The organism is Pedobacter sp. A2324, from assembly GCF_059693705.1.
In genome coordinates, this window is record NZ_JCASSK010000001.1 from 604,695 (window position 1) to 625,680 (window position 20,986).

Annotated in this window: 14 protein-coding genes; 6 read left to right on the forward strand and 8 right to left on the reverse strand. The window is 44.1% G+C overall.

Features of this window, described 5'->3' with window-relative positions; translation table 11 throughout:
* The first annotated feature begins 32 nt into the window (after nt 1-32).
* The 4 genes from AC570I_RS02665 to AC570I_RS02680 all read left to right on the forward strand — a co-directional run bounded on the left by AC570I_RS02665 (nt 33) and on the right by AC570I_RS02680 (nt 7,896).
* Nucleotides 33-1,475 carry a fasciclin domain-containing protein gene (locus tag AC570I_RS02665; RefSeq protein WP_497404195.1) on the forward strand — a complete coding sequence of 481 codons (1,443 nt, stop codon included), beginning with the start codon at nt 33-35 and terminating at the stop codon, nt 1,473-1,475.
* A gap of 62 nt (nt 1,476-1,537) precedes the next feature.
* Complete coding sequence (locus AC570I_RS02670) at nt 1,538-4,738, forward strand: SusC/RagA family TonB-linked outer membrane protein (protein ID WP_497404197.1); 3,201 nt, start codon at nt 1,538-1,540, stop codon at nt 4,736-4,738.
* A gap of 17 nt (nt 4,739-4,755) precedes the next feature.
* A complete protein-coding gene (locus AC570I_RS02675) occupies nt 4,756-6,489 on the forward strand; it encodes a RagB/SusD family nutrient uptake outer membrane protein (RefSeq protein ID WP_497404199.1) in 1,734 nt (577 codons plus the stop codon).
* Between the two features lie 81 nt (nt 6,490-6,570).
* Complete coding sequence (locus tag AC570I_RS02680; protein ID WP_497404201.1) at nt 6,571-7,896, forward strand: rhamnogalacturonan acetylesterase; 1,326 nt, start codon at nt 6,571-6,573, stop codon at nt 7,894-7,896.
* Nucleotides 7,897-7,993: 97 nt separating this feature from the next.
* On the opposite strand, the gene AC570I_RS02685 is transcribed toward AC570I_RS02680, so the two are convergent.
* On the reverse strand, nt 7,994-8,578 hold the full coding sequence (locus AC570I_RS02685) for a GDSL-type esterase/lipase family protein (RefSeq protein WP_497404203.1): 585 nt from the start codon (nt 8,576-8,578) through the stop codon (nt 7,994-7,996).
* Nucleotides 8,579-8,729: 151 nt separating this feature from the next.
* Between AC570I_RS02685 and AC570I_RS02690 the strand changes: the two genes are divergently transcribed.
* Nucleotides 8,730-9,401 (forward strand): YceI family protein, encoded by a 672-nt coding sequence (locus tag AC570I_RS02690; RefSeq protein WP_497404205.1) that lies wholly within the window; start codon nt 8,730-8,732, stop codon nt 9,399-9,401.
* A gap of 358 nt (nt 9,402-9,759) precedes the next feature.
* On the opposite strand, the gene AC570I_RS02695 is transcribed toward AC570I_RS02690, so the two are convergent.
* The 6 genes from AC570I_RS02695 to AC570I_RS02720 form a co-directional block, all read right to left on the reverse strand.
* On the reverse strand, nt 9,760-10,143 hold the full coding sequence (locus tag AC570I_RS02695) for a nuclear transport factor 2 family protein (RefSeq protein ID WP_497404207.1): 384 nt from the start codon (nt 10,141-10,143) through the stop codon (nt 9,760-9,762).
* A 71-nt stretch (nt 10,144-10,214) separates the two neighbouring features.
* Nucleotides 10,215-11,594 carry an MBL fold metallo-hydrolase gene (locus tag AC570I_RS02700; protein WP_497404209.1) on the reverse strand — a complete coding sequence of 460 codons (1,380 nt, stop codon included), beginning with the start codon at nt 11,592-11,594 and terminating at the stop codon, nt 10,215-10,217.
* 22 nt (nt 11,595-11,616) lie between these two features.
* Entirely contained in the window at nt 11,617-12,420 is an 804-nt protein-coding gene (locus AC570I_RS02705) for a sulfite exporter TauE/SafE family protein (protein WP_497404211.1), read from the reverse strand.
* A gap of 2 nt (nt 12,421-12,422) precedes the next feature.
* Entirely contained in the window at nt 12,423-13,577 is a 1,155-nt protein-coding gene (locus tag AC570I_RS02710; protein WP_497404213.1) for a cysteine desulfurase family protein, read from the reverse strand.
* Nucleotides 13,578-13,708: 131 nt separating this feature from the next.
* Nucleotides 13,709-15,370, reverse strand: coding sequence for a protein-disulfide reductase DsbD family protein (locus AC570I_RS02715; protein WP_497404215.1), 1,662 nt, complete (start codon nt 15,368-15,370; stop codon nt 13,709-13,711).
* Nucleotides 15,371-15,377: 7 nt separating this feature from the next.
* Nucleotides 15,378-15,827 carry a protein-disulfide reductase DsbD N-terminal domain-containing protein gene (locus tag AC570I_RS02720; RefSeq protein WP_497404217.1) on the reverse strand — a complete coding sequence of 150 codons (450 nt, stop codon included), beginning with the start codon at nt 15,825-15,827 and terminating at the stop codon, nt 15,378-15,380.
* Between the two features lie 257 nt (nt 15,828-16,084).
* Here AC570I_RS02720 and AC570I_RS02725 point away from each other — a divergent pair, with 257 nt between their 5' ends.
* On the forward strand, nt 16,085-18,448 hold the full coding sequence (locus tag AC570I_RS02725; RefSeq protein ID WP_497404219.1) for a glycosyl hydrolase 115 family protein: 2,364 nt from the start codon (nt 16,085-16,087) through the stop codon (nt 18,446-18,448).
* Nucleotides 18,449-18,458: 10 nt separating this feature from the next.
* Here AC570I_RS02725 and AC570I_RS02730 read toward each other — a convergent pair whose 3' ends face one another.
* Nucleotides 18,459-20,927 carry a glycoside hydrolase family 95 protein gene (locus AC570I_RS02730; protein WP_497404221.1) on the reverse strand — a complete coding sequence of 823 codons (2,469 nt, stop codon included), beginning with the start codon at nt 20,925-20,927 and terminating at the stop codon, nt 18,459-18,461.
* Between the last annotated feature and the right edge of the window lie 59 nt (nt 20,928-20,986).

Consider the following 20,986-nt stretch of genomic DNA (forward strand, 5'->3'; position numbering starts at 1 on the left):
GCAGTCTGTTAAGCTAACCAATACGTATTGAAATGAATAAGAAATATCTGATATATATCACGCTTCTGGCCCTGAGCATGGGATTGTATTCCTGCAAGGATAATCTGGAGGTGCATAATGAGATCACGAATGCCGATAATACAGTAGACCTTTCTCAAAGACTGGATACTCAGGGCGACTTAAGTATTTTTAACGGCTACGTGAAGAGTACCGGTTATGATAAAGTGTTGGCAACGGCACAAAACTATACCGTTTGGGCACCCACCAATACGGCTATTGCCAGTCTCGATCCTGCCATTGCTGCTGATCCGGTGAAATTGAAGGAATTTGTGGGGAACCACATTGCACTTTCCCTTTACCAGGTATCCGCAAAACCCAACGATACTTTACGGATAAAACTATTGAATAACAAGTATGGCAATTTCATCAACAGTACTTTTGAAGAAGGAAATATTTTAGGGACCGGTCAGTTTGTAAAGAATGGCGTTTTGTATAAAATTGATCAGCCAGTACCCAGTAAATTAAGTATCTGGGATTACATGCAGCAAAGTAGCGATGCCAACCTGCAAAAAAACTATATCAATGCCTTATCGATATCGGTAATCGATAGTGCTAACGCCACTATCATTGGTTACAACGCATCCGGAACCCCAATATTTGCACCGAATCCACCCATGATTGCCCGCAATACCTATTGGGTTAATGTTGCCGATCTGCGTGATGAATCGCAACAGTACACCTATTTTATGCTTCAGGATGCGGCCTTTGCAGCTGAATCGGCAAAACTGAGCAGCTTTTTTTCACCAATAGACCCAAATCAGAATGCCGCATTCTATGTAGTGAAAGACCTTACAGTTAAAGGTGTTTATACACTGGATAAATTACCCGATACGCTGATCTCTGTTCGCGGGGCAAAAGTCCCGTTGAATAAAGCCAATGTGGTTAAATCTTACAGAAGCAGCAATGGGATAGTTCACGTTCTACGTGCTTTGCCATTCCGTGTAAAAGATAAAGTGCCTGAGTTTAAAATAGAGGGAGAAAGACTCGTGAATATATCCGCTTCCCGTACCGTTTTATACCGGACCAAACTGGATGATAAAGGAAAGGAATATAAAGATATTGAGGTATACAATCATGGAATCTCAGAGTTTGGCGTATTTTATAGTCGCGCTAACCTGCCTGTGGTAAAATATAAGGTTTATTCAAGGGCTATTTCAGGTGCACTGGGCGATTCGCAGGTGGCGGCATTTACCCAGCGTTATTTCATTTTTAATCTGAACTCAGCAACACCGGGTTACACGCTTGCCTTTACGCATCTTGTTAATCCACTTACTTATACTGAAACTTACCTGGGCGAATATACACCCGGCAGTTTTGGACCATTACTGCTGAGGTTGACATCTGCCGCAAGCACTGCCCAAAATGTTAATACACTGATTTTGGATTACCTGCGCTTTGAACCTGTTTTACCTTAATTATTAACGCTGCTTTGAAAGAAAATACTATGTATAATTTTACTACGATAAAAAAAGTTTGTATGCTCACGGTGTGCTTGCTTGTGCTTGGCAGGATGGTTAAAGCACAGGAAACAGACTCTGTTGAAACAAAAACAGATACCACTACTGTAAAGGTGAAAGCCCGTGCAGTAAAGGGCGAAAGGGTGAGGGGGATTGTCATTGACGGAAATACCAATAAGCCTCTTGTTGGGGTGAATGTTACTGTACCTAATTTTACGGCTTCCATTACGGATGAAAAAGGAAGGTTCAATATTATTGTTCCCGATTTCAACGCTACTGTGATCATTTCAGCCGATGGTTTTCAAACCAAGGTATTACCGGTTTACAAAGAGAAAGAAATCAAAACCAGGCTATATCCCTTAAGTTTCACTTCTGTGTACAATGAGGTCGTTACACCATCCGGGGTAGAGTCGCAGGCCCGTACCATTTCCGCTGTAAGCAACATCGGTTTGCAAAACAGCTGGGCCAACAACTCTGAAACTCCTATGAGTTTCCTACAGGGTAAAGCGGCAGGTGTACAAGCTGTTCGGAAATCGGGTACACCAGGCATTGGAGCAGATGTATTCATCCGTGGTTTCAATTCATTATATACCACTAATCAGCCCCTATACGTGGTGGATGGGATGATTTACGACGCCAATAGTTACGGCACATCCCTGACTAAAGGTCATATTAACAATCCTTTGCAATTTATCGACGTTAAGGATATTGAAAACATCAGTATATTAAAAGATGCGCTTGCCGCGGCTACCTTTGGCACGCGTGCAGCCAATGGCGTGGTGATGATTACCACTAATCGTGCGCATGATCAGGCTACTAATATTGATTTCTCTGCTTTTAGCGGCGTAAACCTCAGACCAAAAAATCTGCCACTGATGAATGCAGATGAACATCGCCTGTATTTGTCAGACATTTTAAAAAGTCAGGGCCTTAGCAATGTGGCCATTGCTGCCAAACCCTATATGAGTACCGATCCTGCAAGTGCAGATTATTTTAAATACCATAATGAAACGGACTGGCAGGATCAGGTATTAAGAACAAGTTTTGATCAGAATTACTTCCTGAAGGTATCAGGCGGAGACAACATCGCTAAGTATGCGCTTTCAGTGGGTTATAGTAATGATAAAGGTGTGTTGGACAGTACCAATAACCTGAAATACAGTACAAGATTTAACAGTGATCTGAACCTGACCAAAAAGTTAAAGGGAACCACCAGTTTATCTTTCACTTATACCGAGCAGCGGCTTAAAGATCAGGGCATTGCCAGTGCTACAAATCCACTGTTTCTTTCGCTGGTAAAATCTCCGTTTATGGGACGCAACGAAATCGATGCTTTCGGTTCGGTATCACCAAATCTGGCCGATTACGATACCCTTCAGGTGAGTAATCCAAGATCACTGATTGAAAAAGGAACCAATTTTAAAAAGGCCTACCGCTTTTTTGGAAACATTAATTTCGATTATACCTTTAACAAAAACTTTAAGCTTTCCAATTTATCAGGGATTACCTATGATAAAACACAGGAAACACTGTTCATCCCAAGAAAGGGCGTTACCAATGATACGCTTTCGAATGTGGTGGGCGATAGCCGTTTAGGTACCCAGGTTGCCAGGTTCTTCAGCTTCTATAACGATCTGCGTTTATCCTACGACCAATCATTTGGCAAACACCATAAGGTACATGCTATTGTGGGATTCAGGTATTCGCAAAGTGAAGCAGAACAGGATTTTGCGACCGGATTTAATTCTGCAACAGATGATCTGATCAGTATTGGAAACAGTAACTCGGCATTCAGGACTTTCGGTGGTGACATCGGTAAATGGCGCACCTTGAATAATTATTTTACTGCCAATTACAGTTACGCAGATAAGTACCTTTTAAACGTTGCTGTTGCCGTTGATGGTTCATCGAGATTTGGAATCAAAGAAGGGCAGGGATTTATGAACTTCGATGATGGTTTAAGGATTCAGGGCAGCAGGTATGCTGTTTTGCCCGCTATCGGCGCAGCATGGGTAATCTCTTCCGAAAAATTCATGAGAAACCTGAACCGTGTTGATTTACTGAAATTGAGGGTTACTTACGGACTAACCGGAAACGATGATGTAGGTAATTACACGGCACGTAAATACTATATTTCGCAAAACCTCTTCGGTATGCGTGGTGTAATCACCGGAAATTATGCTAATCCGAACCTGCAGTGGGAAACTGTACGGAAGCTGAATGCAGGTATCGACGGATCATTTTTCGGCGAACGCCTGAGCATTAGTCTGGATTACTGGAATCACCATACCGACAACATGCTGACTTATCAGCTGGTAAATTCAGTTGGTGGAACAGCTTCTTATCTAAACAACAACGGTGGCATGAAAACTCAGGGATTAGACCTGGCGCTAAATGGCCGTATTTTAAACAAAACATTCAAATGGGATGCCGGCATCACCATCGGTACTTCGAAAAATAAAATCACCAGCCTGCCAGGTGGCAATGCAATCATTACCAGTTATGCCGGTGGCGCATATATCACACAGGTGGGTGGCGCTGCCAATCAGTTTTTCGGCTTAACCACTAATGGTGTGTATTCCACTAATGCAGAAGCCGCTGCTGCAGGACTATCCATCCGCAACAGCCTGGGTAACCTCGTGCCGTTTACCGGAGGGGATGTAAAGTTCACAGACCGTAACGGTGATAAAATTATTGATGCCAACGACCGCACCGTGATCGGTAATCCAAATCCCGATTTCTTCGGAAGCTTCAGTAACACCTTTAGCTACAAACGCTGGAGTCTGGATGCCCTGATCACCTTTGTACAAGGAAATGATATTTACAATTATACCCGTGCACAGCTGGAATCGGGAAGTACTTACTATAACCAGACACCTAACCTCATCAACAGATGGAAAGGGAATGGACAAATTACTGATGTACCTAAAGTGGCCTATGGCGATCCGATGGGAAATGCGAAGTTTTCCGATCGCTGGATCGAAGATGGTTCATACCTGAGGTTGCGTACCGTTTCACTGACCTACAACATACCACTTAAGTTAAAGTCGGTGAAATATGCCAGGGTATTTGCAACGGGTAATAATCTATTTACCATTTCAAATTATCTGGGCTACGATCCTGAATTCAGCAACTCGGCGAGTTTATTTACACAGGGAGTTGATACCACGCTTGAGCCGCAGTTCCGCTCGTTTCAGTTGGGTGTAAGAGTAGGGTTATAATTTTAGAAAAATTCATTATGAAAATCAATTTCAATAAAAATATTGCAGCGTTATGCTTACTTGGTGTTTTGTCGGCAGGCCAGTGGTCGTGCAAGAAAATGCTTGATGTACCTGCAGAAGATAAACTGGATAGTGCCAATGGTTTTAAAACGGTTTCTGATGCAGATGCCGCTGTAATTGGGATTTACGGGCAATTCCAGGGGCTTGAAAAACTATACGTACTGCAAAACGAGCTTCGCGGCGACCTGATGGATGTGACCAGCAGATCGACGGCTGATTTGCAGGAGCTATCTTCACATACCGAAACAAAAAACAATCCTTATGTGGACCCAAGGCCTTATTATCAGGTAATTGTGAATTGCAACGATGTGCTTAAAAATTTCGATGCGATGAAAGCCAGCCTGAGGATGAGTGTGGATGACTACAATAAACGTTACTCTGATATTGCATCCCTTAGAAGCTGGATTTATTTACAATTGGGGATACAGTACGGTAGTGTGCCTTATATTACCGATTCTTTCAAAACGGTTGAGGATTTAAATAACCTGAACACCTATCCTAAAATTTCTTTTGATCAGTTATTAGACCGTTTGATTGCTTTAAACGAAAGTTTACCTTATAAGGAACCATATGCTTATCCGGCAGGTAATTCGCTTCTGGTAACCATTGATGGGAACTACACGCAAAAGCTTTTCATGTCGAAAGCATTTTTATTGGGTGATCTGTATTTGTGGAAAGGTAATTACCTGAAAGCAGCAGAAAACTATGCTAAACTGATGAATGCTGAAAATACTAATACTAACGATAACGTACGTTTTAACTTCTATAAAATAAACAATTTTGTTGATGCCGTATACTCTAACCTGGCTGTACAGTTCACCAGAAGTCAGGACGATAGCAGCTTGCTAAACAGTCCTGATGCAGGCTGGCGTGGTATATTTGGTTTGCCAACTACCCTCAGTGCATGGAGCTCTGAATGGTTTTGGGCGATGCCTTACGGATCTACTTTTAAACCTGTTAATCCGATGATTGACCTTTGCTCACCCCTTAAAAGCTACCAGATCCGGCCGTCGCAAGCGGTAAAAGACCTGTGGAATAGCCAAAGAGGTAACAATGGTATTCCTTATGATTCGAGAAGTAAACTGTCTTACACAGCTTCAGCAATGGGTGATGCCATCACAAAGTTTACCGATAACGGTGGTAAATGGGGCATCTACCGTGCTGCATTGTTACACCTACGCTTTTCAGAAGCGGCTAACCGGGACGGGCAGACCAAACTGGGTTGGGCATTTCTGAACATCGGGTTAAACAGAACTTATTATGTAGGAACATTTGTTGCTGGAGCGATGTCGCCCGCTACCGTTGCGGAACTCAATACCATGATTACCCCTTATCCACAAAGCTCGCCTTACTACTTTGATGCGAGGAAAAATAACGATGTGTCTGGTACCTGGTACCGCAGTATCGGTATAAGAGGCAGGGCAGTGTTAAATCCGATTGACGTAAGTTTTCAGACCGATATGATTGGCCTGGAAGGCAAGCTGATTGAAGAAGCCGCATTGGAGCTTGCATTTGAAGGTAACCGCTGGCCAGATTTATTACGCATTGCCCGCCGACAGAATAATCCGGCATTCCTTGCCGATAAGATTTATCAGAAACTGTTAAAAGCCGGAAATCCCAATGCCAGTGCGGTTAGGGAGAAACTAATGGATCCTGCCAACTGGTATTTACCTTTCGACTGGGCTAAATAAATAATCCGGTGGACTCTTAAAAGAATAAGCAAAAGATTTTAATCCATATCTTGTATAAAAATTCAGTCATCATCAGCACTAATGAATAAATTCAAATCCATATCATCACTTTCCGTTTTACTTTTATCAAGCATTACCCTCTTCGCCCAGCAAAGCAATTACAAATTTAAATTTGGCTCCGGCAAAGTACCACCAGGTTATGTTTTGGTCAACGAAAAATCAGCATTTATACCTGAAAAAGGATATGGATTTGAATCGGGTACGCCGGTGAATGTAGCATTGGGTGGAGGGAGAGACCTCATCAAACAAAGCACGATCACTGCAGGCCAACCCTTTTATTTTTCGGTAAATGTACCGGAAGGCAACTACAAAGTAACGCTGACCCTGGGCGATGCCAAAGTAAAAACCGCAACGACCGTGAAAGCCGAATCGCGCCGTTTAATGCTTGAAAACATCACCACTAAACCGGGTGAGTTTGTAACGAAAACTTTTATTGTAAATGTACGTAATCCTGAAATCAGCACAGGCGCAATGGTGAAACTCAACGATCGGGAACTAAACAGCAGAAGCTGGGATAAAAAACTGACGCTTGAATTTAATGGGGCTAAACCTTCGGTTGCTGCATTGGAGCTTACAAAGGTGGAAGATCAGGTTACAGTTTATTTGGCCGGAAACTCCACCGTTGTTGATCAGCGTGCGGAGCCCTGGGCTTCATGGGGACAAATGATTCCGCGTTTTTTCGAGCCGGGAGTGGCTTTTGCCAACTATGCCGAATCGGGATTAACCCTGGCCAGCTTCAACGGACAGAAACGTCTGGAAAAAATACTGACACTAATCAAACCCGGCGATTATCTTTTTATTGAATTCGGTCATAATGATCAGAAAATGAAGGGAGAAAATGATGGTGCCTGGAAATCCTATACCGAAAACTTTAAATACTATATCGCTGAAGCGAAAAAGAAGGGCGGAATTCCGGTGATCGTAACTTCCACCAGCAGACGCCGTTTCGATGAGAATGGTAAAACGATCAATACACTTGGCGATTTTCCTGCAGCGGCCAAAAAAGTAGCAGCCGATGAAAAGGTGGAGTTAATTGACCTGAACGCCATGACTGCCGTTTTATACGATGCTTTGGGTGTGGAACCTTCAAAAAAAGCTTTTGTGTTTTATCCTGCTAATACCTATCCGGGCCAGGATAAAGAACTGGCAGATAATACCCATTTTAATTCTTATGGCGCTTATGAGCTGGCGAAATGCGTGGCATTGGGTATTCAACAGTCGAATCTGGGGATCAAAAAGTTTCTAGTTCCCGGATTTAGCTTTAACCCATCGAAGCCCGACGCTATTACTGACTTTGCTGTTCCGCCAAGTCTGGATATGGATTTGGTTAAGCCAGCGGGTAATTAGGTAGTTACCCGACAGTAGGTTTGTCGAAGGTTCGTATAGAACTCATATTACATGCTTAGCAAAGAAAGTCGATAATTCATCTGATTAATATCATGTGCTAACCTTTTAATGAATCGTTTTGCAATATCGCAAGCAAAGTGGGCCAGATATTCTCAGCTGCTTTAATGTAGCCGCTGGCAAGTGGATGTACACCATCGATCATATTTAAGCTGCGGTTTCCTGTCACCCCTTTTAAAAAGGAAGGCACCAGAAAAATTTTATTCACAGTGGCCAGTTCACGGAAGATATTCGCATAACCTGATCCCTGAAAGGCTTGCACCCATGCCGGTAATTCAATACCCAACAGCAAGATCCATGCTGCAGGATAGGCTTTGCGCACCTGGTTAATGATCGTTTGTAAATTTGCTGAAACCTCTGCAGGCGCATGCCCTCTTAGAAAATCATTGGCGCCCAGTTCCAAAATAAAACCAGCCACGTCGCCCTGTAATACTGAAGAAAGCCTGCTTAAAGCGGAGCGCGACGTATCGCCACTTATTCCTGCATTCACCACTTCATAGTTGAACCCTGCAGCCTGAATATTTGCTGAAAGCAAGGCCGGGACGGCTTCGTTTTGTGGTTGTCTCAATCCGTAACCTGCAGTCAGGCTATCTCCGAAAAATATAATTTTCTTATTTTTACTCATACTGGCATCATAACCAAAATTTTGAGGAAATGGTTCATAGAAATGATTGAAAATGAAGTTTATTAACATACATCAATTCATTCCTTAAATTCAGGCACTACTTTTGAAATTCAAAAAAGGGTAATTTTATTTAAACTTAAATTTATATCAGATGAAAAAACTATTTTTTGCGCTTCCAGCGCTTCTTTTACTCGCATCGTGCGGAGGTTCTTCGAACGATAGTGCGAAAACTACCACAGAACAAACTGCTGCAACACAAACAGGTGAAACTTTAGCACTTGATACCGTAGGTACTTCGGTTGACTGGAAAGCTACCCATAAAGGTGGACTTGCTCCACGTTGGGGTAAAATCAGCGTTACTTCAGGAAGCGTTTCTGTAAATAATGATTCATTAACTGGTGGTGAATTCACCATCAACCTGGCTTCTTTGAAAGTTGATCCGGCATCTGTTACTGAAAAAGACAAAAAAGCCAGTGATTTGGAAGGTCACCTGAAAAGCCCTGACTTTTTTGACGTAGCTAAATTCCCTACTGCTAAATTTGTGATCACTAAAGTAGAGCCATTTACCGGCGCACAGCCATCGAGCCTGTTAAAAGATCCTAACTATTTGATCAGCGGAAACCTGACTCTTAGAGACAGTACATTGAACATTACCTTCCCGTCGAAAGTAGAAGTTTCGGGTACCGGCGTTACGGCAACTGCCAAGTTCATCATCGACAGAAGTGCATGGGGAATTAATTATAAGGCAGAAGGAAGTCCTGAAAACTGGATTATTTCAAAAGATGTGGAAATCGGTTTGACGCTTAAAGCTGATAAAAAATAATTTCAGATACACAATCTTATCATCATATGAAACGCTCCGGATAAACATTCGGAGCGTTTTTTTTAAGATTACTTTCTTCCGGGAAAAATCTTATTTTCAATTACCTAATAATAGAAAACGCTACGGGGGCCATGGTTTGCCATAGGTTTCCTTATAGGTTTGTAGTACCGTCGCAGGTAACAGCTAGGATATTGGAAGGAACAAGATAGGAACCAGATAGGAACATGCTAGGATAAAATGCCTAGGAAAGTGCCAGCGTAATGCCGCCAAGGCCGTTTTTGAGTGCTTTTATCCTAGCCAAATGCTGGAATCGGCATTTTAGCCATTCCTTTATGCTTTTATTTGAACCTTCGCTTTGCTAATATTCAGATGGGGATTTAGTACTATTGTCAACAACATACGAAACCATGCGAACAATTTTATCGTTGGAAAAATGATAAATATCGCATGATGCACCACTATATTGACTTCCATCTGGTCTTACACCTGAGCTTGTGCATTCCACAGATGCTTTGTCACCCTCAATGATAATGGTTCCAAATTGAAAATACATCCGTTCAGGCATATTCTCGCCTCCGTCCATATTACTGATCTCCTCTTTTCCCCGTAATGTGGTATGCCCGTTAGATGAGCTGAACATCTCCCAGATAATGTCATCTGACAGGAAGTCTATAAATTCGTCCATCCTGTTTTCCCCGAAAATCTGATTGACTTTAGTGATAAGTTCTCGTGTAGTTGCCATGAGGTTTAAACAAAGCTATAGTGCAATAGTTTCTTTCAAAGCCTTTTAAATTAGTTATTTAGCATCAGCGTTCAGTGAACAATAGCACTGATTGCGTGATAGCCTCCGGTAATATTGGTCAGTTTCCTGATTCCTTGCGCTTTCAGTATGGAGATGAAGATCATCGAGCGGTAACCGCCTGCACAATAAACCAGATAGGGTTTACCAGGATCAAGCGCTTCAGCGGCCTGAGCGATCTGATCGAGCGGAAGGTTCAATGCGCCGGATACCGTTCCTTGTTCGTGTTCTGATTTTGCACGCACATCAATGACATTATATCTCCCTTCGGAAAGGAGCTGATTAAAACTTTCAGCGCTGATGTTTTCAATGGTATCTGTTGCGTTGCCACTGTTCACCCACTCCTCAAATCCGACCATCAAAAAGCCTTCGCACTGGTGATAACCGATACGGGCCAGTCGCCTGATGACTTCGGTTTCACGGCCTGGTTCAGCAATGATCAATATACGTTGCTGATTGATGGGAAGCAGGGCACCCACCCACGGAGCGAAACTGCCGTCGAGCCCGATGTTGATTGATCCGGGAATATGTGCTGAAGCAAAGATATCGGGTTTTCTGGTATCCAGAACCAGGGTTCCGGGTACCGCCATGCGGCTTTTGAAAGATGATGCGCTGAGCCCCTGAACGGCCTGATGAAGTACCTTTTCAAGCAGGGGATAGCCTTTGATATTCAGTTCTACATTCATGGGGAAATATGCGGGCGGGGCCGCAAGGTTGCCACAGAGTTCGCTGATGAAATCTTCACGTGAAAGATCGGCAGCCAGGGCATAATTGCTCAGCCGCTGTGAACCCAGGTCGCCAATGGTTTCCTTACTCATGTTCTTACCGCAGGCACTTCCTGCGCCGTGGCCTGGATAAATAACGGTATGATCGGCTAACGGAAGTATTTTATTTCTAAGCGAATCGTAAAGCATGCCTGCCAGATCCTCCTGGCTGATATCCAGGTCAGGCGACTGCGCAAGGTCGGGTCTGCCTACATCGCCGAGAAATAGAGTATCTCCGGTAAAAATGGCTTGTTCAATTCCCTGCTCATCCAGGAGCAGGAAACAGGAACTTTCCAGGGTATGCCCAGGGGTGTGTAAAAGTTTCAGGGTTGCTCCGCCAATAGAAAAGTTTTCGCCATCTGCTCCATTATAGCTTGGGTAGGCAGTTTGTGCGCCTGGTCCCAATACAATGGTGGCACCGGTTTTTGCCGCAAGTTCCAGATGTCCGCTCACGAAGTCAGCATGGAAATGCGTTTCCATGATGAAAGTAATGCTAGCCTGATCCTGTTCTGCCAGCTCAAGATAAGCATCGATATCCCTAAGCGGATCAATCACCACAGCTTCACCGTTATGTTCGATATAATAGGAAGCCTGTGAAAGACATTTCTCGTAGAGCTGTTTTATTTTCATATGGTTTTTTATTGGAATAAAATTATAGATTGGTGATCTCGCCGGCCTGCACCGCAAGAATGACAATGGCCAGTATCAGTATAAACCAGCCGAAGCAAAGCCTGAGCTGCCGGGTATTGAACAAGTGGGAAATTCTCTGCCCCAACACAGCACCAGTAATGGCCAAAGCGGTGGTTAACAAAAGAAATGTCCAGTTGACTTCCTGTAAACCAAGATCGCTCAGGAAGCCTGACAAGGTATTGAGCGAGATGATAAACAATGACGTACCGACCGCCTTTTTGATGTCAAGATGAAAGAATAAGGTTAAAGCCGGAACAATCAGAAAGCCACCACCAGCACCAAGGAAGCCTGTTAACACACCTGTGGCCACAGCGCATCCAATCAATATCGAAATGGAATTTGAATTTTCAGCTTGTTCCAGGTCGCAGTCGTTTTTCGCCTGCATCATCGTTCTGGCGGCCATCATCATCAGCAAAGAAAAAATAATCATACTAAGCATTCCAAAAGTCAGCGTTACATCATGCCAATGCCATAGCACTGCCGGGATTTTCGGGATAATAAAACTTCTGATCAGCCATACCATAACAATGGATATGGAGGCAAAAATGATCCCCTTTTTGAACAGAACTTCTCCCTGTTTAAATTTAGCGATGCTGGATATGGAGCTGGTAGAGCCCACAATAAACAGCGAATATCTTACCGCAGAAGCCGGCTCCAGCCGGAAAAAATAAACCAGTACCGGAACAGTAAGGATGCTGCCGCCGGCGCCCATGAGTCCCAATGAAAGGCCGATTAACAGCGTGGAGAAATAGCCGACTACCTGCATGTTCAGGCTAATGATAATGGGTATTTCAGGATGCCTGCCAATGTGGTTGTCGCAATGTCGATGTCTCCCATCCGCGTTAGCTTGCTGAATGAGAACCTTATTGTGGCCCCCGCTTGCTTTTTACCCAATGCATGCATCACATGGCTGCCATGGTCGTCGCCGCTGCTGCAGGCACTACCACCAGATGCACATATGCCTGCCTGATCCAGCATGGCCAGCAGCAGATCGGTATCCATATTGCCCGGGAAGTTGACACTCAAAACTGTGTAAAGTGCGTTATCATTGTTGTTAAAGCTGATTTCAGGCGATAATTGCATCAGGCCATCGCGCATGGTTTTGTTTAGGTTGCTGATGTAGATCTGATCGCCCAGGTAATTTTCGTGTGCCAGCTCCAGCGCTTTGGCAAAACCAATCATTCCATGTACGTTTTCTGTTCCTGCCCGCACTTTTCTCTCCTGGCCACCGCCATGAATTAAAGGGGTGATTTTGGTACCTGCGCTTACATAAAGTATCCCGGTACCTTTAGGGCCGTGGAATTTATGTCCGGAAGCGGAGGCGAAGTGAACACCGTATTCAGCCAGTTGCAAAGGATAATGACCAATGGTTTGCACACAATCTGAATGAAAGATGGCGCCATAGCGGTTACAGATTTCTCCCGCCCTTTTAAGGTCGAGTAAAGTACCGATTTCATTATTGGCATGCATAAGGCTAACTAGGCACTTAATGCCTGCTTTGGTTTGGTTGTTTAACTGTAAATCAAGATCGTTATAGTCCACCTCCCCGTATTCGTTCAGGTTTACAAATGAACAGGTAATGTTTTTGTCGGCACAATAATGTTCAACGGTGTTTAACACGGCATGGTGCTCGATAGGAGAGGTGATGATGTGCGTGCAGCCCAGTGTTTTTACCGCCGTAGCGATAGCGGTATTATTGCTTTCGGTGCCGCCACTGGTGAAGTAGATGGAAGTGCTTTTAACGCCCAGCAAATCTGCCACTTTTTTCCTGGCAGCCTCAATGGCTGTTTTACTTTGTCTGCCTATGCTGTAGGAAGAAGAAGGATTGCCATAGTGCTGCGTTAAAAAAGGCAGCATCGCCTCTAATACAACCGGATCCAGTGAAGTGGTAGCAGCATTATCTAAATATACGATCTCGTTCATGGTGAATTTATATTTTATATTGATGGTAACAGGATAGCGCAAACATTAAAACAAGGGCACGCCATCCAGCCATGCCCCCTGTTTATCATTAACTAACTAAAACTAGGTGGTAAACTTCTAAACACCTGCTTTTATCTTGTCTGGAAAGCGGCAAGGCCGGTTTCCAGGAATTTTTTATAATTGGCCACTTCGTAATCTGCTCCCTGCGGAGGGCTTAACAGCGTTTCAGTTGCCGGGTCGAGCAATACATAAAACGGCTGGGAGTTCGACTGAAATTTCCTGGCCTGCAAATCGTTCCACTTTTTACCAATGGTGCCAAGTGTTTTTCCTTCAGGTGTTTTTACCACATCTTCAGGTGCCAGCTCGCTCTTGTCGTCTACATATAACTGCACCAGGATGTAATCCTGGCTGATCATTTTGTAGACTTCCTTATCCGGCCATACATTGGCTTCCATTTTACGGCAGTTTACACAGGCATGTCCGGTAAAATCGATCAGGATTGGTTTATGCTGTTGTTTCGCAGCTTCGAGTGCTTCATTATAATCAAAGTAGGCATCCAGTTTCAACGGAGCATGGAACTTATCGGCATATTTATGAGGGCCTCCCGACACCGTTTTTGCCGGTAATGAACCGCCAACTAAACTGCTGGTGTACAAATCAAAGTCCTGTGTATTCTGAGGAGGCAGAAACGCGGATACCGATTTCAATGGAGCTCCCCATAAGCCAGGGATCAGGTACATGGTAAATGCCAGGATAATCGTTGCCATAAATAACCGCGGCACAGATATATAGTTAACCGGACTATCGTGTGAAAATTTAAGCTTACCCAGCAGGTAGGCGCCCATCATGCCGAAGATGATGATCCACAGCGCAAGAAAGATTTCTCTGTCGAACCATTCCCAGTGATAGGCCAGATCGACATTGCTCAGAAATTTCAAAGCAAAAGCCAGTTCCAGGAAACCCAGCACTACTTTTACGCTGTTTAACCAACCACCGGATTTTGGCAGTTTGTTCATCGCAGAAGGAAAAAGTGCGAATAAGGCAAAGGGAATGGCAAGCGCAAATGAGAAGCCGAACATGCCAATCGCCGGCCCTAATAGCGCTCCGGTTGTGGCTGCCTGAACCAATAGGGTTCCGATAATCGGCCCGGTGCAGGAGAATGAAACCAATGCCAGTGTACCTGCCATAAAGAATAAACCGGCAATGCCACCCTTATCTGCATTGCTGTCCATTTTGTTAGCCCATGAGGATGGAAGCGTCAATTCAAACGCGCCGAAAAATGAAGCCGCAAAGGTGATCAGTAACAGGAAGAAGAAAAAGTTGAATATTCCGTTTGTAGATAAACTGTTCAGCGCATCGGCTCCAAAAATAACGGTCACCAGTAGTCCGAGTACCACATAAATCAGAATGATAAAAAAGCCGTAAAGGGCGGCCTTTCCAAAAGCCCTTCCTTTTTCTGCTCCCTTAGTGAAGAAACTCACGGTTAAGGGGAGCATGGGGAAAATGCAGGGCATCAGTAAAGCAGCAAGTCCGCCTACAAAACCTGCTATAAATATACCCCAGAGTGTTTGCTCCTGCGGTTTGGCGGGGTTTTGAACTTGCTCAGCTTTCGTCGCAGCTTTAACTATGGTAGCGGTGGTGTCAGTTGCCTTTGAGATCGTGTCTGCTGTTGCAGGGGAAATTTCCGTAAATACCAGATCATCCGTTGATGTACTGTCTTGCGCGTATCCGGTTGTGCATAGGGCACAGGATAGCAATAGCCCTAAAAATAAGACTTTAAATGTGTTAATCATGATGCTATTATTTTACAGCGATGCTGAATTCAATTTCCTCAGGAGGCAGACATTGTTTGTCGTTACACACCATAAATTCTACTTTGCCCTTAACCGTTGCATTTTTTGCGGTAAGCTTCACTTTCTGTTGAAAGATCACCGATTTCTCAAAATAGCTTACATCCATTTTGAATGTAGATTCAAATTTGATAATTGGTTTTGGTTCAATGGTTTTTCCGATAAGTGTGTATCCCTTGCCGGCAGGAAAAGTGAATGTAGTTTTCACTGGTCCGCCATCTTTAACAAATTGTGAGTACAGGTGCCAGCCTTCGTCAACAGTTGCTTTAATATAAAGCGTTGCAGTTGTTGCACTTGTTTTTTTGGCAGCATACGACCAGGTAACTGGTTTAAGAATCTGGCTTTTTGCGCCCTGATAGGAAAGGGTTAGCAAAGCAATGGCGATCAGTAATTTTTTCATCGTGGTTGTTTGTTGATTATTTTGTAAATATCAGCATTGTTGTTTTTTATAACAATACAATGCCTTATTTCCGTATATTTTATTGTTTTATCTTGTTATTCTGAATATTTTACGGAAATGGGTTTGTTAAAGGGTGCAAATCATACTTTTTTTCAGAGTGCGCAATGATGTTATGGAAATTTTACAGAGTAACCCAAGGTGCAGGACAGTTATGCTGGCTGAAAATCTTAACTTACGGACATCATAACGAGCAAATAATGAAAAAATACTGGATAGCTTTTATCGTGATCATGCTGGCCATGCACGATAACGTATCTGCTGATTTTATATTTAGTAAAGGGAGAATATTAAAAGTTAGCCTCTCTAATGAGGAAGAACAAGTGGTGCATACCGCATTTGGAATGTTCAGCCACGATTATCATGCGGTGTTCGGTGGATATGCAATCTTGAGTGCGAGTTCAAAGTTGCTTATCGGTACGCTGGGCAAAGGCTCAGAGGCTGAAAAGCTACTGGATCAGCAAGCATTGCAAGACTTACGTTTACACCCTGAAGCCTATGTAATCAAAGTACAAAACGACCAGATCTGTATCGTTGGCAGTGATAAACGCGGTACCGCCTATGGGATTCTGGAACTGTCGAGGCGCATGGGCGTTTCCCCCTGGGAATGGTGGGCAGATGCCAAAATCAGTAAAATGGATTCTTTGGTGTTTAAAAATGGTTTTAAGTTATTTGAATACCCATCAGTAAAGCTCAGGGGAATTTTTATTAACGATGAGGATTGGGGACTTACACCCTGGAGCTACCTGACTCACGAACCCTCAAAAATCAAAGGGCAAATCGGACCTAAAACCCATGCGCGGATTTTTGAACTGCTCCTGCGTTTGCGCGCCAATACCTTCTGGCCGGCCATGCATGAGGTATCAGTAGCTTTTTACCTCACTCCCGGAAATAAAGAAATTGCCGATAAGTATGGAATTGTAGTAGGTGCATCACACTGTGAACCCATGATGCGGAATGCCAATGCAGAATGGAAATTAGAGGGAACAGGCAATTATGACTATGTACACAACAGACCTGCCATACTGAAATTCTGGGAGGAACGCGTAAAGCAGCTTAAAAACTCGGATAACCTTTACACGCTTGGGATTCGCGGTGTGCATGATGGCAAAATGCAGGGTGCCAACACTTTGCAGGAGCAGTATGATGCGTTGACGAATGTGCTGAAAGACCAGCGGGAGATGATAAGAAAAAACCTGAACAGCGATGTAGAAAAAATACCGCAGGTATTTATTCCATATAAAGAAGTTTTGGATGTGTATAATATGGGACTTGAAGTGCCCGATGATGTGACCTTGATGTGGTGCGACGATAACTATGGCTATATCCGCCATTTGCCTGACAGCGCTGAGCGTGCACGTAAAGGTGGCAACGGGGTGTATTACCACGTTTCTTATTGGGGAAGACCACATGATTACCTCTGGCTGTCAACCAATCATCCTGCCCAAATCTACACACAGATGAAAATGGCCTACAATAAAGGCGCTAAAGACATCTGGATACTGAATGTTGGCGACATTAAACCAGGCGAGTATCTGATTGAGCTGTTTCTGGATATGGCATGGAACATCAATGCCATAACCGATAATAAAGACGGGCTCGACAAGCACTTGCTTAACTGGCTTGCACGGGAATTCGGGCAAAAAAAGGCGGCTGATTTAGCTGATGTAATGCATGAATATTATCGCCTGGCCTATATCCGCAAACCCGAGTTTATGGGTAATACCCGAACAGAAGAACAGGATCCAAAATATAAAACAGTAAGCGATTTGCCCTGGGATGAGCAGGAAATCAAATCCAGGATTTCTGCCTATGATAAAATTTCGGAAAAAGTGATTTCATTGTCTAAAGAAATCGGCGCCACCAAACAGGATGCCTGGTATCAGCTAATTGAATATCCGGTGAGAGGGGCTACAGAAATGAATAAAAAAATGCTTTATGCACAGCTGGCAAGACATGGTAAAGCGAGCTGGGAACAAAGCGATAAGGCTTTTGATACCATTGAAACACTTACTTCTAAATACAATAACCTGGGCGGAGGCAAATGGAAGAATATGATGGACGATCAACCGCGAAAACAACCGGTTTTTATGAAACTGCCACATACCACCAGTACAGCGCCAATGCCGGTAAGACAGAAAGCGCTGTTGACGATGAATGGCAATCAGTTTTCGAAGTTTGAAGGCAGGGCACCTGTTGGCCATGGCTTAGGTTATGAAGGAGGGGCAATCAGCCTGGCAAAGAACAGCTCCGTATTTTATGCGGTAAAAAAGATCAAAACCGATTCGGTTAGCATTGAGGTTGCACTCGCACCCAATCATCCGGTAGAGGGGAAGCTGATCAGGTTCGCCATTTCATTGAATAGAAAAGATTTGCAGGTAGTTGATTATCACACGGTAGACAGGAATGAGGAATGGAAAAGAAACGTGCTGACCAACAAGGCTTCGAGAACTGTACGACTGAAAGTGGCGAAAGCATCATCCGCAGGTGCGGATGATGAGATTCAGATCAAAGCCCTTGATGAAGGGGTGATATTGGATCAGATTAAAATATTGGCATTTTAAGGTATCGCCATCATTTTGATGGCGATACGGTGTAACTTATTCCTCTTTTAGCACTGAAAGTCGTTTTATAAAAGCCACCTGTTAGCGTGGAAGCGATTTTTACGCCCTTTACAGCAACCTTCATTTTGGTTAATAATGTGCATGGCCCATTCAAATTGGCTTTAATGGTTGCCGTTGATAGTACACCTTTTTGCCAGGCGATATCTATGGTGTAGTTTCCTCTGGCCTTCAAACCTTTTACACTTCCGTTTGCCCATGCGGCAGGTAGTGCGGGTAATAATTGTATTTTATCCAGGTGGCTTTGTAACAACATTTCCGTCATGCCCGATACGGCACCAAAGTTTCCGTCGATCTGAAACGGAGGATGTGCATCGAATAGGTTAGGGTAAAGTCCGCCCCCTTTTGATACGCTCAGGTCGCGCATTAAATCCCTGATCAGTTGATACGCGTGATCGCCATCAAGCAGTCTTGCCCAGAAGTTAATTTTCCATGCTAAACTCCAGCCGGTACCGGCATCGCCACGGAGTTCGAGTGTTTTCTTCGCGGCCTCGGCAAACTGCTGATCCAGTAATGGTGATATTTCCCGGCCCGGATGTAAGCCATAAAGGTGACTCACGTGCCTGTGGTGCGGATCAACATCTTCCCAATCCTGCGACCATTCCTGCAGATTGCCTTTGCTTCCGGTTTTTAGGGGATAAAGTTTAGCCAGTTTCTGTTTTAAAACAGCCTGAAAAGCAGGATCTATGTTTAGCGCTTCGGCAGCTTCCAGGCAATTGCGGAAGTGATCCCGGATAATCGACATATCCATTGTGGTGGCAACCGAGGTGTTGGCCTCATGGCCTTTTCCATCGAAGTAATCGTTTTCAGGTGAAAAAGAGGGTGCGGTAACCAGCTGGCCCTGTTTGTTTTCCACCAGGAAATCAATCAGGAATTCGGCTGCTCCTTTCATCACCGGATAAGTATTTTTTAAAAATTGTTCATCTTTGGTAAAGCGGTAATGCTCATAAAGGTGGCGACAAAGCCATGGTGCGCCCATGTACCAGTTGGCCCATTTCGGGTCGCCTTTCCCATAATCTCCTACCGGGTTGCTAAGTGCCCAGATGTCGGTATTGTGATGGGCTACCCAACCTTTCATGTTGTAATATTCTTTTGCTGTTTTGCTACCGTTAACAGACAGCTCCTTAATGAGATCAAAAAGCGGATACTCCATTTCTTCGAGATTACTGATGGCCGCCGGCCAGTAATTCATTTGGGTGTTAATGTTGATGGTGTAGTTGGAGCTCCAGGGGGCACGCATCAGGTTGTTCCAGATTCCCTGTAGATTGGCCGCAACACCTCCGGCTCTCGACGAACTGATCAGCAGATAGCGCCCATACTGGTAAAACAAAGTTTCAAACTCCGGATCCTTTGCGCCTGTACTGAACTGTAAAAGGCGTTCATCGGTCGTTAGCTTGCTTTTTGCATCGCTGGAACTGCCCAGTTCCAGGTTTACCCTTTTGAAGTATTGCGAGTAATCGGCATAATGTCTTTGGTAAATTTCATTCCAGCTTTTTGCTGATGCAGCCGAGAGTGCTTTTTGCGAAAGGGCTAGCTCGTCTTTTCCCTCCTGATCAGGACATTTATCATAGCCGTTAAAGCTGGTTGCCGCAGTGATGTATAGGGTGACTTCGTCGGCATTGGTGATCGATAATCCAGTTGTATCGGTGCGTGATTTTCCACCTTTAATAATGGCTTTGATTCGAACTGCAGCCCGCATTCCGCCACAACCCGTACTATCCAGGTACTTGACAGGTTCTTTGTTGTACTTCACATAATTTGGGTCAACCTGGGCCGGCGCTCTTGCTTTCAGCAGGAGACCATAAGTTCCGTCACCTGAAACAACATATTGTACCTGACTGCTCAGGCTGCTATGTAAACTGATGCTGCCGGGTTTAGAAGCGGTAAAGTGGATCACGATCGATTGATCAGGAAACGAAGCGATCAGTTCCCGTTTATAGGAAACGCCGTTCGCCTGAAAACTTACCGCTGCGATGCTTCTTTCCACCGAAAGGCTCCGTTCATATGCACTATATCCATTGCTTCCGATATCCTGTTTGATTTTTAGATCGGCAAGCGGAAGAAAGGATTGGGTATACGGGCCTTGGATACCTCGGATCAGTTTGTTGGCTTTAACGTAATCTTCTTCTTCAAACAAGGCTTTGCGCGTATTGGCGAGTGCTTGTGGTGCACTTGCTCTGGCGCTTTGCCGAACGGGCCCTCCGCTCCAGAAGGTAGCTTTATTCAGTTGGATCAATTCTTCACCGGGAACACCGAAAATCATGGCGCCTAAACGGCCATTTCCGATAGGCAAAGCTTCCGTCCATTTGCTGGCAGGTTTTTTATACCACAGTTTACTTTCTTTTTGTGCAAAGGATACGCCTGTGTTAAGAAAGGTGATGAGGAGCAATGCCCATCCTGTAAATCTTGAGATGTATTTCATGAAATATGATACGGTAATCTGGTTAGATGCTGTGTGATCCCCCAAATATAAAACTATTA

Bases quoted from the DNA above. Each gene is read 5' to 3' on its own strand.
- AC570I_RS02665 (WP_497404195.1), top strand. From the start codon at position 33: ATGAATAAGAAATATCTGATATATATCACGCTTCTGGCCCTGAGCATG.
- AC570I_RS02670 (WP_497404197.1), top strand. From the start codon at position 1,538: ATGCTCACGGTGTGCTTGCTTGTGCTTGGCAGGATGGTTAAAGCACAG.
- AC570I_RS02675 (WP_497404199.1), top strand. From the start codon at position 4,756: ATGAAAATCAATTTCAATAAAAATATTGCAGCGTTATGCTTACTTGGT.
- AC570I_RS02680 (WP_497404201.1), top strand. From the start codon at position 6,571: ATGAATAAATTCAAATCCATATCATCACTTTCCGTTTTACTTTTATCA.
- AC570I_RS02685 (WP_497404203.1), bottom strand. From the start codon at position 8,578: ATGAGTAAAAATAAGAAAATTATATTTTTCGGAGATAGCCTGACTGCA.
- AC570I_RS02690 (WP_497404205.1), top strand. From the start codon at position 8,730: ATGAAAAAACTATTTTTTGCGCTTCCAGCGCTTCTTTTACTCGCATCG.
- AC570I_RS02695 (WP_497404207.1), bottom strand. From the start codon at position 10,143: ATGGCAACTACACGAGAACTTATCACTAAAGTCAATCAGATTTTCGGG.
- AC570I_RS02700 (WP_497404209.1), bottom strand. From the start codon at position 11,594: ATGAAAATAAAACAGCTCTACGAGAAATGTCTTTCACAGGCTTCCTAT.
- AC570I_RS02705 (WP_497404211.1), bottom strand. From the start codon at position 12,420: ATGCAGGTAGTCGGCTATTTCTCCACGCTGTTAATCGGCCTTTCATTG.
- AC570I_RS02710 (WP_497404213.1), bottom strand. From the start codon at position 13,577: ATGAACGAGATCGTATATTTAGATAATGCTGCTACCACTTCACTGGAT.
- AC570I_RS02715 (WP_497404215.1), bottom strand. From the start codon at position 15,370: ATGATTAACACATTTAAAGTCTTATTTTTAGGGCTATTGCTATCCTGT.
- AC570I_RS02720 (WP_497404217.1), bottom strand. From the start codon at position 15,827: ATGAAAAAATTACTGATCGCCATTGCTTTGCTAACCCTTTCCTATCAG.
- AC570I_RS02725 (WP_497404219.1), top strand. From the start codon at position 16,085: ATGAAAAAATACTGGATAGCTTTTATCGTGATCATGCTGGCCATGCAC.
- AC570I_RS02730 (WP_497404221.1), bottom strand. From the start codon at position 20,927: ATGAAATACATCTCAAGATTTACAGGATGGGCATTGCTCCTCATCACC.